Source organism: Streptomyces caeruleatus, assembly GCF_001514235.1.
In the GTDB taxonomy this organism is placed as follows: Bacteria; Actinomycetota; Actinomycetes; order Streptomycetales; family Streptomycetaceae; genus Streptomyces; species Streptomyces caeruleatus.
The window spans coordinates 122,347-136,390 of record NZ_KQ948935.1 but is presented as its reverse complement, the minus strand read 5'-3'; the positions used below and the strand labels follow the sequence as shown (position 1 = coordinate 136,390).

The 14,044-nt window shown below is 72.7% G+C and carries 9 protein-coding genes; 2 read left to right on the top strand and 7 right to left on the bottom strand.

The window, feature by feature from the left end; all coding sequences use genetic code 11:
* The first annotated feature begins 277 nt into the window (after nt 1-277).
* Nucleotides 278-1,111 (top strand): SDR family oxidoreductase, encoded by an 834-nt coding sequence (locus AQJ67_RS32365; protein WP_062722903.1) that lies wholly within the window; start codon nt 278-280, stop codon nt 1,109-1,111.
* Here AQJ67_RS32365 and AQJ67_RS32360 read toward each other — a convergent pair whose 3' ends face one another.
* The gene (locus AQJ67_RS32360; protein WP_062722902.1) at nt 1,112-2,800 is read right to left on the bottom strand and encodes a DUF885 domain-containing protein; all 1,689 of its coding nucleotides are present in this window, start codon (nt 2,798-2,800) and stop codon (nt 1,112-1,114) included.
* 63 nt (nt 2,801-2,863) lie between these two features.
* Complete coding sequence (locus AQJ67_RS32355; RefSeq protein WP_062722901.1) at nt 2,864-3,370, bottom strand: Lrp/AsnC family transcriptional regulator; 507 nt, start codon at nt 3,368-3,370, stop codon at nt 2,864-2,866.
* A 61-nt stretch (nt 3,371-3,431) separates the two neighbouring features.
* Here AQJ67_RS32355 and AQJ67_RS32350 point away from each other — a divergent pair, with 61 nt between their 5' ends.
* Nucleotides 3,432-4,682 (top strand): trans-sulfuration enzyme family protein, encoded by a 1,251-nt coding sequence (locus tag AQJ67_RS32350; protein WP_425264194.1) that lies wholly within the window; start codon nt 3,432-3,434, stop codon nt 4,680-4,682.
* A 204-nt stretch (nt 4,683-4,886) separates the two neighbouring features.
* Here AQJ67_RS32350 and AQJ67_RS32345 read toward each other — a convergent pair whose 3' ends face one another.
* From AQJ67_RS32345 to pdxR, 5 genes are all read right to left on the bottom strand, one after another.
* Nucleotides 4,887-6,356: a GNAT family N-acetyltransferase gene (locus tag AQJ67_RS32345; RefSeq protein WP_079056291.1), complete on the bottom strand. Its 1,470-nt coding sequence runs from the start codon at nt 6,354-6,356 to the stop codon at nt 4,887-4,889.
* 192 nt (nt 6,357-6,548) lie between these two features.
* On the bottom strand, nt 6,549-9,209 hold the full coding sequence (locus tag AQJ67_RS32340) for a DUF7824 domain-containing protein (RefSeq protein WP_062722899.1): 2,661 nt from the start codon (nt 9,207-9,209) through the stop codon (nt 6,549-6,551).
* Nucleotides 9,206-10,618 (bottom strand): SWIM zinc finger family protein, encoded by a 1,413-nt coding sequence (locus tag AQJ67_RS32335; protein WP_062722898.1) that lies wholly within the window; start codon nt 10,616-10,618, stop codon nt 9,206-9,208. Before AQJ67_RS32335 ends, AQJ67_RS32340 begins: the two co-directional genes overlap by 4 nt.
* A gap of 170 nt (nt 10,619-10,788) precedes the next feature.
* On the bottom strand, nt 10,789-12,363 hold the full coding sequence (locus AQJ67_RS32330) for an alkaline phosphatase D family protein (protein ID WP_062722897.1): 1,575 nt from the start codon (nt 12,361-12,363) through the stop codon (nt 10,789-10,791).
* 133 nt (nt 12,364-12,496) lie between these two features.
* A complete protein-coding gene (gene pdxR, locus AQJ67_RS32325) occupies nt 12,497-14,035 on the bottom strand; it encodes a MocR-like pyridoxine biosynthesis transcription factor PdxR (RefSeq protein WP_062722896.1) in 1,539 nt (512 codons plus the stop codon).
* Between the last annotated feature and the right edge of the window lie 9 nt (nt 14,036-14,044).

The following is a 14,044-nucleotide window of genomic DNA, read 5'->3' as shown; positions in this document are numbered from 1 at the left end:
CGGCGGGCCACTACGAACAATCAGGTGCCGCGCCCCGAGCAACCAGGTGCCGCGCCCCCAACAACCAGGTGCCGCGCCCCGAGCAACCAGGTGCCGCGCCCCGAGCAATCAGGTGCCGCGCCCCGAGCAATCAGGTGCCGCACCCCAATAACCAGGTTCCGCACCCCGAGCAACCAGGTGCCGCACCCCAATAACCTGGTGCCGCACCCCAATAGCCAGGTGCCGCACCCCAATAACCAGGTGCGCCGGAACCGGCCGTTCCCCATGATGGTCTGTCATGCCCCGATTCCCTCACCCCACCCCCGAAGACCTGCGTCGCGACCCCCTGCCCCTGCGCGGCCGGACCGCTCTGGTCACGGGGGCCAGCAGACGCGCCGGCATCGGGCACGCCGTGGCTCGGAGGCTCGCCGCGTACGGGGCGAGCGTCTATCTGCACCACCATGTGCCGCACGACGCCGCCATGCCCTGGGGAGCCGACCGGCCCGAGGAGGTCGTCGCCTCCGTCCGCGAGGCGCTCGGTGACCCCGATGCCCGGGTCCTCGCCGGCCCGGGCGACCTCTCCGACCCGGCCGCGCCCGCCGAACTGATCACCACGGCCGCCGAGGCGCTCGGCGGACGGCTCGACATCCTCATCGCCAACCACGCCGTCAGCGGCTCCGACGGCACCCTCGACGAGATCGACGCCACGATGCTCGACACGCACTGGGCGGTCGACACACGCGCCGTAGTGCTCCTCGTTCAGGCGCACGCCCGGCTCAGGCCGGCCGGCCCCGGCGGACGCGTCGTGATGATGACCTCCGGTCAGGACATCGCGGGCGGCATGTCCGGCGAGATCGCCTACGCGCTGCAGAAGGGCGCCCTCGCCTCGATCACGCGCTCCCTGTCGACCACGCTCGCCGGACAGGGGATCACGGTGAACACCGTCAACCCCGGCCCCGTCGACACGGACTACCTGACCGGCGAGGCGTACGAGGCGGTGGCGGCCGCCTTCCCGGCCGGCCGGTGGGGCATGCCGGACGACCCGGCCCGCCTCATCGCCTGGCTGGCGACGGACGAGGCGGGCTGGATCACCGGTGAGGTCATCAACTCCGAGGGAGGCTTCCAGCGCTGATCAGAGCGCGGACAGCTCGTCGACCAGGTCGTCCAGGCCCAGCGAGCCCTGGGACAGGGCGGCCATGTGCCAGGCCTTGAGGTCGAAGGCGTCGCCGTGCCGTTCGCGGGCCTTCTCCCGGCCCAGCAGCCAGGCCCGCTCGCCCAGCTTGTAGCCGATGGCCTGACCCGGAATCGTCAGATACCGGGTCAGCTCGCTCTCCACGAAGTCCGCCGGACGGCTGCTGTGCGAACCGAAGAACTCCTGCGCCAGCTCCGGGGTCCAGCGCTCACCCGGGTGGAACGGCGAGTCGGCCGGGATCTCCAGCTCCAGGTGCATACCGATGTCGACGATGACGCGGGCCGCCCGCATCATCTGCGCGTCGAGGTAGCCGAGCCGGTGCTCCGGGTCCGTGAGGAAGCCGAGTTCGTCCATCAGCCGCTCCGCGTAGAGCGCCCAGCCCTCGGCATTGGCGCTGACCATGCCGATCGTGGCCTGGTAGCGGGAGAGGTTCCCGGCGACATGCGCCCACTGCGCGAGCTGGAGGTGATGGCCCGGCACGCCCTCGTGGTACCAGGTCGAGACGAGGTCGTACACCGGGAACCGGGTCAGGCCCATCGTCGGCAGCCAGGTGCGGCCCGGACGTGAGAAGTCCTCGGTCGGGGGCGTGTAGTACGGGGCCGCCGCGCCGCCGGGCGGGGCGATGCACGACTCCACCTTCCGTACCCGCTCGGCGAGTTCGAAGTGCGTGCCGTCCAGCTTCTCGATCGCCTCGTCCATCAGGCCCTGAAGCCAGTCCCGGACCTCGTCGACGCCCTCGATGTGCTTGCCGTGCTCGTCGAGGTGCGCCAGCGCCACCCACGGCGTCGCGGCGCCCGGAAGGATCCGCTCCGCCTCCTTCCTCATCTCGCCGAGCAGCCGGTGGTACTCGGCCCAGCCGTAGGCGTACGCCTCGTCGAGGTCGAGGTCCGTGCCGTTGAAGTAGCGCGCCCAGCGGGCGTACCGCTCGCGGCCCGCCGTGTTCGGCGTGCCCTCGATGGCCGGCGTGTACACGTCGCGCATCCAGTCCCGCAGCTCCACCACGGCGGCCGTCGCACCGCGGGCGGCCTCGTCCAGCTCCGCGCGCAGCGCCTGCGGCCCGGCAGACACGAAGTCCTCGAACCAGCCGCGCCCCTCGCCCGTGTCGGACCACTCGGTGAGCTGCTCGACGAACGTGGCGGTCGGCCGCGGAGCCGCGTACAGCTTGCGCTCCAGACCCAGTGCGAGGGACTCGCGGTACCCCGCGTACGCGGTCGGCACCGCGCGCAGCCGTTCGGCGATGGCGGCCCAGTCCTCGTCCGTCCCGCTCGGCGTGACGGTGAAGACCTCGCGGACCGAGTGGGCGGGCGTGGCCATGTTGCCGACCGAGCGCAGGCCCTCGTCCGCCTCGTGCACGGCGAGTTCCGCGGTGAGCCGCTCGCGCAGCAGGCGCCCGCACCGGCGCTCGCTGTCACTGTCCGCGCCGGGCGCGCGCTCTGCCTCGTCGAGTCGCGCGAGGGTGGCCCGCTGGAGCTCCGCGACTGCCTTCTGGCCCGCGGGCGAGAGGTCGGGGAGCCGGCTCGAACTCTCCTTCACACCGAGATACGTACCGGTGATCGGATCAAGGGCGATGAGCTCGTCGACATACGCGTCGGCGACCTCACGGGGCAGCGGGCTGTGGGTATCAGACATACGGGCCATCCTCGTACGGAGACCGCCGCCGCGTCAGCCCGGTTCCGCCGGTGCCCGCCCGCGTCAGCCGGATTTCGCTGAGGGCTTGTTCTCCGGCGCGCCGGGTGGCAGCAGCGGCCCGCAGTCCCACTGCTGGAAGATCAACCGCGTCTCGACCCGCGCCACTTCCCGCTGGGAGGTGAACTCGTCGAGCACCAGTCGCTGGAGATCCGCCATGTCCGCGACAGCGACATGCACGAGATAGTCGTCGGGACCGGTCAGATGGAACACGGTCAGCGACTCCGGCAGCACCCGGATCCGCTCCACGAACGGCCCCACCAACTCCCGCCGGTGCGGTCTGACCTGCACGGACAGCAGCGCCTGGAGCCCGCGGCCCAGCTTGGCCGGGTCCAGCCTGAGCTGATGGCCGAGAATCACGCCCGAACGGCGCAGCCGCGTCACCCGGTCCAGACATGTCGACGGCGCCACCCCGACCTGCACGGCGAGGTCGCGATACGTGGTCCGGGCGTCGTTCTGCAGGAGCCGCAGCAGATGCAGATCGACCGGATCCAGTACGACAGATTCGGCCATACGCCGAACGTAACACGGGGCTCCGCCCGAGAGCCCCGCCCGTTGTTCAGTCTTCCCCTCCATGGACCCAGCGAGCAGGGAGGCATACGCCGGTATGCACGGGTACGACGACGTACGCACCGCATCGAGAGCACTCGCCACCGAGGCCGTCCACGCCGGCCGCGACGACCTCGCCCGGCAGGGACTGCACGCCCCGCCGATCGACCTGTCCACCACCTACCCTTCCTACGACAGCCGCGGCGAGGCCGCCCGCATCGACGCCTTCGCGACCACCGGCGCCGAGCCGGACGGCCCGCCCGTCTACGGCCGCCTCGGCAACCCGACCGTGGCCCGCTTCGAGACCGCCCTGGCCCGCCTGGAGGGCACCGAGGCGGCGGTCGCCTTCGCCAGCGGGATGGCGGCCCTGACCGCGGTCCTTCTCGTACGGGCCTCGATGGGCCTACGCCATGTCGTCGCCGTACGTCCGCTGTACGGCTGCAGCGACCACCTGCTCACCGCCGGGCTGCTGGGCTCGGAGGTGACCTGGACCGACCCGGCCGGCATCGCGGACGCGCTGCGTCCGGACACCGGGCTGGTGATGGTCGAGTCCCCGGCCAACCCCACGCTCGCCGAGGTGGACCTGCGCGCCGTGGCCCACGCCTGCGGATCCGTGCCGCTGCTCGCCGACAACACCTTCGCCACGCCCGTGCTCCAGCGCCCCGCCGAACACGGCGCACGGCTGGTGCTGCACAGCGCCACCAAGTACCTCGGCGGACACGGGGACGTGATGGCGGGCGTGGTGGCCTGCGACGAGGAGTTCGCCGGACGGCTCCGGCAGATACGTTTCGCCACAGGTGGCGTCCTGCATCCGCTGGCCGGCTACCTCCTGCTGCGCGGCCTCTCCACCCTCCCCGTGCGTGTCCGGGCCGCCTCCGAGACCGCCGCCGAACTCGCCCGCCGCCTCACCGCTGACCTCCGTGTCTCCCGCGTGCACTACCCGCGCATCGGCGGCGCCATGATCGCCTTCGAGGTTGACGGCGACCCGCACGAGGTCATCGCCGGCGTCCGTCTGATCACCCCGGCCGTGAGCCTCGGCAGCGTCGACACCCTCATCCAGCACCCGGCGTCCATCAGCCACCGCATCGTCGACGCGGACGACAGACGGGGCGCGGGCGTGAGCGACCGGCTGCTACGGATGTCGGTGGGCCTGGAGGACGTGGAGGACCTGTGGGCCGATCTGGCCGGAGCGCTGGGCACGGCGGCGCACCCCCCCAGGGGCGCGGGGAACTGCGCGACCAGCCACAACGAACCCGCAGCCGCTTCCCGGGCTTAACCCCCCCCACAGGGGCGCGGGGAACTGCGCGACCAGCCACAGCGAACCCGCAGCCGCTTCCCGGGCTTAACCCCCCCACAGGGGCGCGGGGAACTGCGCGACCAGCCACAGCGAACCCGCAGCCGCTTCCCGGGCTTAACCCCCCCACAGGGGCGCGGGGAACTGCGCGACCAGCCACAATGAACCCGCAGCCGCCGCCCGGGCCTAGCCCTTACGGCCCTCACGCGATGAGGCCCCGCCCAACTCACCCGCACCGGACAAGCGCCCCACAACCCCCACGGCCCCCTCCGGCTCAACCGGCGGAGCCAACCGCGCGGTGATGACCAGGGTCCCCTCCTCGACCTGATAGTCGAGGGGGAGCCCCAGCCCCCGCATCGCCGCGACCATCCCGGTGTTGGACGACTGCGTCACGGCGTACACGCTCTCGCATCCCGCCTCCACCGCCATCCCCACCAGCCTGCGCAGCAACTCGGCGCCGATGCCTCGCCGTTGCCACGTATCCTCGACAAGCAGCGCGACCTCCGTCTCGTCCCCGTCCCACAACAGATGACCGAGCCCGACGATGCGCCCCGACGCGGTCTGCACGGCGATCGTCCGCCCGAACCTCGGACTGAGCAGGTGGCTCAGATAGCGGTCGGCGTCCCCGACGGGCCCGTGGTACCGCATCCGGAGCGTCCGCGCGGAGCACCGCCCGTGCATCTCCTTCGCGGCCCGAAGGTCACCGGTGTCCACCCGGCGCACCGTGATGTCGTTGCCCTCGGGCAGCGTCAGCACGTCCTCGCTGCCCGGCACGCGCGGGCCGAGCAGGGCGTCCAGCTCCACCAGCGCCCGCGCCCGCGCGAACTCGGTCGGCGTGAACGGCAGATACGGCCGCTCCACGGTGATCACTCCACCTTCCGGCGCCCGCAGCCGCATCACGGTCTCCTCGAGCGCCCCCTCCACCGGAACCGCCTTCGGACCCCGGCCGCCCCCGGCCGGCACCGCGGGCAGCGAACGGATGGTGCACCGCCCCAGCAACTGCCGCAGTGCCAGCGGGAGTTCTGCCGCGTCCAGGGCGGTACGGGTGGCGAGGCCCAGCACCCGGGTCGGCGCGTCCACCAGGTCATGGGCGTCGGCCCGCTCGATCCAGGTCCCGGCACCGCCGGCCACCGACACCGCCTCCGTGATCTCGGCCGCCGCGACCCCACCGGGCGCACGGAGCAGGAACTCGTCCACCGTCCCCTCCGCCAGTGGGTGGGTCTGGAGGCTGAGGATGTCCACCCGCAGCCGGGCGAGCGCCGTGCACAGCGCCGCGAGCGAACCCGGCGCGTCCTTCACCGTCGTCCGCATCCGCCACAGCGCGCTCTCCTCGGACACCGTCGCGGACGTCTCCCGCGACTGCTCCGACGGCCCGGCCTGCTCCGCGGAGGGCGGCCGGGCACCGGTATCGCTCGTCGGCGGTGCGTGACCGTGGCGGCGTGACCACCATGAGTGGAACCCCGCCGCCGCGGCCAGCGCCGTCGCCGGGACCAGCAGCAGGGCCGGTCCGTCGGGCCCGTTCCCGATCAGGTGCGTCACGCCGTCGACCACGGCCACCGCCGTAAGGAGGGCGGCCAGTTGGATGGCGTTGCGTCGCCAGTGGTGCACGGGGCGCCCGTGCTTCGCCCGCGTCACATCGGATATGTCTCGACTCATGCAGCCACTGTGAAGGAAGGGTGTTGCGTGATCACGAACGCATTGTGACCGGGCGGTAAAGAAGGCTTATGCCGGTTTTGTCGTCTATTCAATTATGTCGCGCGGCGAGGTGGGCCAGGCGCAGCGCGGGGTGGGGGGCGCGGCGGGGAGTCGGCAGAGGCGGGTGATCGGGCGGCGCGGTGGCGGGTCTCGTCAGGCGGCCACCTCCTCCGCCAGCGCGCTGCGCAGTCGCCGGGCCTGGGTCACCAGCCGGGACGAGCCACGGCGGTCCGCCGTCCGCGCCAGGTGCGGTATCTCCTCGCGTGCCCCCGTGCGTTCCGCGCACTCCGCGGCGACGGCCAGGAGATCCGCGAGTCCCCGCGCCGGACCAGCCACACTTTCGGTCGAGAGGTCCGCGAGCAGGACCGGAACGGTGTGCCGGAGCATCCCCCATATGGTCGCGTTCGCCCCTGTGGCCACCGCTGTCCGCATCGACTCCACGAGCCGCGACGGCTTCACGGCCCCGAGTCGCACCAACTGCCCCAGGTCCGCGCCGATCCGCCCCGCGTCGAGCTGGCCGCGCGCCGCCAGCACCAGCAGGGCGTCCACAGCGGCGAGCCGGTCCTCCGGATGCCGTGCACCGAGCCCGTACGCCACCGACAGATGGACCGCCTCACCGGCCTCGCCGCCCGACTCGGCCAGCAGGGGCAGAACCGCCGCGTCCCCTCGGGTGTCGTGGACGGCGGCCGCGCAGAAGTCGCGCAGCATCCTGACCGCCACGAGTTCTCGTTGCTCGGGAAGCAGGGCCAGCCAGTGCTGCCGCATGCCGTCGCTCCAGTGGTAGCAGCGCCAGCGGTCCCGGTAGACGCTCACGGGCCGCCCCAGCGGCCGGAACCCGGACGGGAAGTCCCCCTGCAGTTCGGCCACTTCCGCCGACTCGACGAGTATCCGGTCCTCGGTCGTCCGCCGCCGGAACGCCGGCACGGCGGGAGCCCCGGACGCCAGCCACTCGGAGAGTCGCGCCCCCTCCGGGGTGCCGAGCGCCGCCGCCCGCCCCGCTGCCGCCTCGGCCACCGTACGGTCGCCGCGCCGGACCCGCAGCAGCGCCTGCGCGAAGTCGGCGTCCGACACCCGTGCCCCGAGCCGCCGGTACTGGTCCAGCCGTGCCACCAGCTCGTCCGGCTCCAGCAGACCCGTGCCCCAGGTGGGCGTGGACAGCAGGAACGGAAGCGGCTCGGTGCGGATCCGGTACGCGACCTCCCAGATACGGGCCTCGAAGGCCCGCGCGAGCGGGCTGTGACCGCAGTCGGTGGTGACGGTCCAGCGCCGGAGAGCCTTGTGGAGTGTGGTGGTCAGCAGCTTCCCCCGCACTGTCGCGAGCAGGAGTTCCAGGCCGTGCGCCGCGTTGAACAGACCGTGGTTCCCGGTGAAGTGGTCGTCCACGCTGAACCTGTACTGCGGATCTCTCTGGTCCCACCAGCGCCCAGCGACGACCGGCTCCAGGGCCTCCAGCAGCATGTCCCGGTCGCCGTACGCATGCCGCACGAGTCCGTCCAGGGTCCGCTCGAAGGCCGCCACGTCCCCGTCCGTGGCAAGCAACGCCCCGATCTCTTCGGCGAGTTCCGTCACCGAATCGGGCGCGGGCGCGAGACGCGCCGGCTCCGGTGCGGGCGGCAGGACCTCCTCGTACGTCACCGGCTCCGCCGCCACGGCAGACGCGCCGAGGCTCTGGGCCGCCCGCGCCCGCAGGAAGGGGATCAACTGCCCGGCCGCCGCGACGAGTTCCTCCCGTACCGCAGCCGTCCCGGCCTTTCGTACATGCCGTTCCACCAGCTTCAGCGCCCGCTCCTGCACGTCCGAGTCCTCGTGCCCGAAGGCCTGGGCCACCGCGGGCAACAACTCGTCCGCTGTGGACGCGTCCCGGGCGATCACCTTGCCCAGCAGGACCAGCTGGGCCCGCACCAGCTTCTTCTCGGTGCGGAAGAGGACAGCGCCCGACAGCTCGGCCAGCTGACGTGCGGTCAGTTCACCGTCCAGGGCCAGCGACGCCAGCACCGACTGGGCGTGAGCCGCCACGACGGACGCGGCGTCGGAAGCCAGGGCCAGCCAGTCGGCCAGGTGTTCCCGCTCCTCCTCTCGGGTGAGGGCGAAGGCCTTCAGCATGCGCAGGAACACCCGGTGATCGGCGGCCGGACCGCCCCGCAGGAGTCGTGCCAGACACGCGTCGACCGTCGCCTTCCGGTCCAGGACGCCTTCGACGGTGAGCCGCGCGAGCGCCTCCGTCCAGCTGTCCGGACCTTCGGTGGCCGTCCAGGCCAGCCGGCCGCCGATGTCGTTCGTCTCGAAGAGCGCCGCCGCGAGCCTTCCGAGGTGCGGGTCCTTGCGCAACCGGTCCAGGACCGTGTCGCCGCGCTGCCAGACATGGCCGATGTGCTCCACCCAGCCGTGGACATAGGCCTCCGTCGTCGGCACCGGGCAGCCGGAGAGCCGCACCAGGCCCGCCATCAGTTCGTAGGGCACCCGCGAGCTGACCGGGCGCTCGGCCAGTCGGTGCACCACGTCGCCGAGCCAGCCGGGGGCCCGGTCGCCCAGGAGGTCGATCAGTACGCCCGGAGACGCGGGCCACCAGCGCATGTCGGAGGCCGCGAGCCAGTTGGCCACTCCGGCCGCACCGGTCTGGCAAGCGGTCCCCGCCGCATGCAGCGCGGGATAGGCGCGCCGGGCCTGCGCCGTCCACTGGTCCGCCCTCAGCTCCTTGCGCAGTGCCCTCAACTCGGGAAAACACGCCCGCCGTTCGGCATCCGTCATCCCGTCCAGCAGGCTCACCGCCTCGGCCGTCCGCCCGGCCCGTACCGCGTCCATCAGTGAACTCATCGCGCACCCCCGTCGACTCGTGCCATGTCCCGCTCCGCCGCGGCCATGCCGCGCCGCACCATCCGTACCGCCAGCGCGTGCTTGCACGGGCCGCGCCCGCCCCGGTACTTCGCCCACCACAGGCAGCTGCAACTGAGCGCGCCCCCATGGTCGCGCACCCGGTGCACATGTCCGTCCTGCGCCGTCACCGTCCCGACGGCGCCGTCCAGCGACACCGCGTCCGCCGCCACCAGCGCCCGGGCCGCACGCAGCCGCGGGTTGTGCCGCTCCACGCGCTCGGCGTCGTACGGCAGCTCCCGGTGGAAGTACGCCGCCTCCGCCGTGTCGTATCCGACCCGCCCCGACGTACCCAGACGGACCAGGGCCGCCCGCACGCGCTCGGGTGTGAGGCCCGAGGCGGCCGCCAGGTCGGCCACGTCGACACAGGGCTCCCATGCGAGGAGCACCGCGATCAGCTCCGCGTCCTCGGCGGCCTCGTCGGTCGCGAGCGCGTCGAGGACGCCGCCCTCGCCGGAGAAGCCACGCGAGGCGTCGGGCGACAGGGTCAGCGTCAGCCGCATGCCCGGCAGGACCACCTCCCACGCACTGGCCGTGGCGGCCCCGCCGCCGGTGACCGAGGGGCCGTAAACCCGCAGGGCCGTGGCATGCCGCAGCACCCGCTGGAGCGCGACCAGCCGCTCAGGGCCGGGCAGACACACCGCGCCGGGCACCGCACGCGTGGTCGGCCGCAGCCCGCCGCTCCCCGACGGCACCACCCACCGTGCACCCACCGAGGCGCCCCGCGCCCCACCGCGCGGCAGCGCCCGCAGGAACCGCACGGCCTCGGCGGCTGACAGCTCGGCCCGCAGATCGAAGCCCGCCGCTGTGACCTGCGCCTCCGCGAAGCCCCGCAGCCAGCGGTCCGGGAGCGGCACCTTCTTCTCCACGACCGGACCGTCCAGCGTGGTCACCGCCAGTTCCTCCGGACCCACGCGCAGATGCAGCGGATCGTCCGCGCCCATCCTGGACAGGGCCTCGCGCAGCGGGTTGTTGACGTCGACGTTCGTCGTGCCGTGCCCCACCTCGCCGCCGTCCAGGCCCGACTCCAGCACGTCCAGGCGGGCGTACACCCCGCAGCAGCCGGAGAACGACTCGAAGCGCAGCCGGTCGCCGTTGCCCGTCACGACCGGGTCGAGGGAGGCGCGCAGTTGCCGCTGGTAGTACCGGGCCGCAGCAACGTCGGCCACCGCGAGCAGCCCGGCGGAGGCCACCTGAGGGGACGTCAGGAAGCCCGTGAAGAACCGCGGATGGTCCTCCACGCCCGAGGGCGTCGCACCCCGGGAGGTCTCGAGCCCCAGGCGCTGTCCGTCCGCTGCGGACTCCAGCACGGAGGGTCGGTGATAGGCCACGGCCTGCAAAGATCGCGTCATGGAAAAACCGTAGAGGCGACCACTGACAATCGGCTCTGACCTGCGAAAACACCGATTCTCAGGCCGAGTTCGCCCGGCCGGGTGGGCCCGCCGTCGAAGCACCTGGACACGACCGTGCCGCGCACCGGGGGATGACACCGGTACGCGGCACGAGGTCCAGGCTACGGGAGTTACTGACCGACCCGGCCAGGCTGCAGGACCTGCGTGAACAGCACGGTGCCGTCGGACTCGCGCAGCCGGACCGTCAGCTCGCCGCTGTCGCCGTCGATGTCGACCTCGCCGAAGAACTGGTAGCCGCCGGCCGGCGAGACGTTCGCGGTCGTCGGCGCCTTGATGAACACCCGGTCCGGGCCGAAGGTGTTGTCCAGCGTGTTCGCCGGGAACGCACCCGCGTTGAGCGGGCCGGAGACGAACTCCCAGAACGGCTCGAAGTCGGTGAAGGCCGCCCGCGACGGCTGGTAGTGCTGGGCCGAGGTGTAGTGCACGTCGGCGGTCAGCCACACCGTGCCGGTGATCCGGCGGTGCTTGATGAACCGCAGCAGCTCCGCGATCTGCAGCTCCCGCCCCAGCGGCGCCCCCGGGTCACCCTGCGCGACGGCCTCGACGTTCGGCTTGCCGTCGCCCGTGTCCGGCACCACCAGGCCGAGCGGCATGTCCGAGGCGATCACCTTCCACACCGCCCGGGAGCGGGCCAGCTCGCGCTTGAGCCACCGCAGCTGCTCGGCGCCGAGGATGCCCTGGGCGTCGGTGGCCTGGTCGTCCGTGGAGTTGGCGTTGCGGTAGGTGCGCATGTCCAGTACGAACACGTCCAGCAGCGGACCGTGGTTGACCACGCGGTAGACCCGGCCGTCGGGGCGGCGCAGCGTCGAGATGGGGAAGTACTCCGAGAACGCCTGCCGGGCGCGCGAGGCAAGGACGTCGACGTTCTTCTCGGTGTAGCGGGCGTCGGCCAGGATCTCGCCGGGGTACCAGTTGTTGGTCACCTCGTGGTCGTCCCACTGGATGATGGACGGGACCTGGGCGTTGAACCGCTTGAGGTTGTCGTCGAGCAGGTTGTACCGGAAGTTGCCGCGGAACTCGGCCAGGGTCTCGGCGACCTTGGACTTCTCCTCGGTGGTGATGTTCCGCCAGGTGCTGCCGTCGGGCAGCGCGACCGAGGCCGAGATCGGGCCGTCGGCGTAGATGTTGTCACCGCTGCACAGGAAGAAGTCCGGGTCCAGCGCGGCCATCGCGTTGTAGATCCGGTAGCCGCCGAAGTCCGGGTTGATGCCCCAGCCCTGACCGGCGAGGTCGCCCGACCACACGAACCGCACCCCGTCGCGCCGCCGCGCCGAGGCCGTACGGAAGGTGCCGGTGACCGGCTCGCCGGTGCGGCGGGGGTCGTCCGGGTCGGCGAGCAGCACGCGGTAGTGGATCTGCTCCGCGGACGGCAGGCCGCGCAGCCGGGTCGTGCCGGTGAAGTCCGTGCCCGCGCCGAGCAGCGGGCCGTGGAATCTGCGCGGTTTGCGGAACGACTCGGTCGCGGACGTCTCCACGATCATCCGGGCCGGGCGGTCGGACCGCACCCACACCAGCCCCGAGTCGCAGGTCACGTCTCCCGTCTGGACGCCCCATCCCGCCCTGGGCCGCCCCGACAGGGCGAACGCCGGCGCCGAGCCCAGCGCCGTGGGCAGGGTGAGCGCCGCCGAAGCGGCGAGCGAACCGCGCAGAACGCTGCGACGGTTCGGGGACGAACGGTGTGACATGGAGGCCTCCAGGGGCGGGATCCGGCCAGTGTGCAGTGCCACAACTACTGGTGCGCCGCAGCGCACACGGAAACCACAAGTGAACAACTGACCGCATCCACATGGGAACCGGCACGCCATACGCGAGTCGTGCTCAGCTCCGCCCCGTGGCTGTCGCCTCGGCCATGAGCCGTACGCCCGCCCGGATCCGCGTCGGCGGCAGGTGCGCGTACCCCAGCACCAGCCGCACACCCTCCCGCCCCGTCCGCACACCCTCCCGCCCCGTCCGTACACTCTCCGGCCCCGTCCGCACACCCCGCCGCCCGTCCTCCCCGGCACGCGCGTGTGCGTGCTCCGCGTGCGCGTAGTCCGTCAGCGGGCGCACCGCCACACCGGCCTCGGCCACGCGCGCGAGGAACCGCTCCTGCGGCCCGTACCGTTGCGGCAGCGCGGCGATGACGTGCAGACCCGCGGCGATCCCGGTCACCTCCGCGCCCGGAAAGTGCTCCTCCAGCGCGGAGACGAGAGCGTCGCGACGCTCCCGGTACGCGCGCTGGCACCTTCGCAGCTGGCGGTCGTAGTCACCGCGCTCCACGAACCGGGCGAACAGCGCCTGGTCGAGGGTCGGGTGCCCGAGGTCCATGGTCCGCTTGCGCTCGACGACGTCCTCGGCCAGTGCCTCCGGTACGAGCAGCCAGCCGAGCCGCAGCCCTGGAGCGAGCGACTTGCTGACCGACCCCGCGTAGGCGACACGCTCCGGGTCGAGGCCCTGCAGGGCGCCGACGGGCGCGCGGTCGTACCGGAAGTCGCCGTCGTAGTCGTCCTCCAGGACGAACCCGTCGACGGACCGCGCCCAGTCGAGCAGTTCGGTACGGCGGCGGGCGGAGTAGGCGATTCCGGTGGGGAACTGGTGGGCCGGCGTCGTGACGACGGACCGTACGCCCGACTCCCGCAGCGGGCCCATGACGATCCCTTCGTCGTCCAGCGACAACGGCAGTGTGGTGACGCCCGCGGCCGCGTAGAGGGCGTCGTGCTGCGGGCTTCCGGGGTTCTCCACGCCGACCTCGCGCAGCCCGCGCGCGTGCAGCACGAAACCGAGCAGCGTCGTCGCCTGCGCCACGCCGGAGACGACCACCAGGCGCTCCGGATCCGCGACGACGCCCCGGCGGCGTGCCAGCAGCTCGGCGAGCGCCGTGCGCAGCCGGGGCAGCCCGCGCGGGTCGGGATAGCCGAGCTCGTGGTGCGGCAGCCCGGCCAGCACCCCGCGCTGCGCGGCCGCCCACGCGGCGCGCGGGAACATCGACAGATCCGGCGTACCGGGCACGAAGTCGACCCGGGCACCGGTGGCTCTCGGCGCGAGGTCACGCGCGCGTGGCCGGGCCGACCGTACGGCACCGCCCACCCAGGTGCCGGCGCCCCGGCCACTGCGCAGATAGCCCTCCGCCGTCAGCTGCTCGTACGCCTCGGTGACCAACCCGCGGGACACGCCGAGGTCGGCCGCGAGGTCCCGGCTCGACGGCAGCCGCGTGTCCGGCGCCAGTCGCCCCGACCGCACCGCCTCACGCAGCGCCGCCTGCAACGAACGCCCACGCGTGCGTGCGGGCGCCGCAGCGGCCGGCAGAAGCAACTCCCAGGCGGCGGAGCCCACCTGTCCGTCCGGGCCGTCGGCCGGATTGGTCTCCGATGACGTCATGAAAGTGGA

What these genes read in the sequence shown, in the direction of transcription:
- AQJ67_RS32355 (WP_062722901.1), bottom strand. Translation starts at nt 3,370, where the DNA reads ATGGCCGAATCTGTCGTACTGGATCCGGTCGATCTGCATCTGCTGCGG.
- AQJ67_RS32360 (WP_062722902.1), bottom strand. Translation starts at nt 2,800, where the DNA reads ATGTCTGATACCCACAGCCCGCTGCCCCGTGAGGTCGCCGACGCGTAT.
- AQJ67_RS32350 (WP_425264194.1), top strand. Translation starts at nt 3,432, where the DNA reads ATGGACCCAGCGAGCAGGGAGGCATACGCCGGTATGCACGGGTACGAC.
- AQJ67_RS32340 (WP_062722899.1), bottom strand. Translation starts at nt 9,209, where the DNA reads ATGAGTTCACTGATGGACGCGGTACGGGCCGGGCGGACGGCCGAGGCG.
- AQJ67_RS32365 (WP_062722903.1), top strand. Translation starts at nt 278, where the DNA reads ATGCCCCGATTCCCTCACCCCACCCCCGAAGACCTGCGTCGCGACCCC.
- AQJ67_RS32345 (WP_079056291.1), bottom strand. Translation starts at nt 6,356, where the DNA reads ATGAGTCGAGACATATCCGATGTGACGCGGGCGAAGCACGGGCGCCCC.
- AQJ67_RS32335 (WP_062722898.1), bottom strand. Translation starts at nt 10,618, where the DNA reads ATGACGCGATCTTTGCAGGCCGTGGCCTATCACCGACCCTCCGTGCTG.
- AQJ67_RS32330 (WP_062722897.1), bottom strand. Translation starts at nt 12,363, where the DNA reads ATGTCACACCGTTCGTCCCCGAACCGTCGCAGCGTTCTGCGCGGTTCG.
- pdxR (WP_062722896.1), bottom strand. Translation starts at nt 14,035, where the DNA reads ATGACGTCATCGGAGACCAATCCGGCCGACGGCCCGGACGGACAGGTG.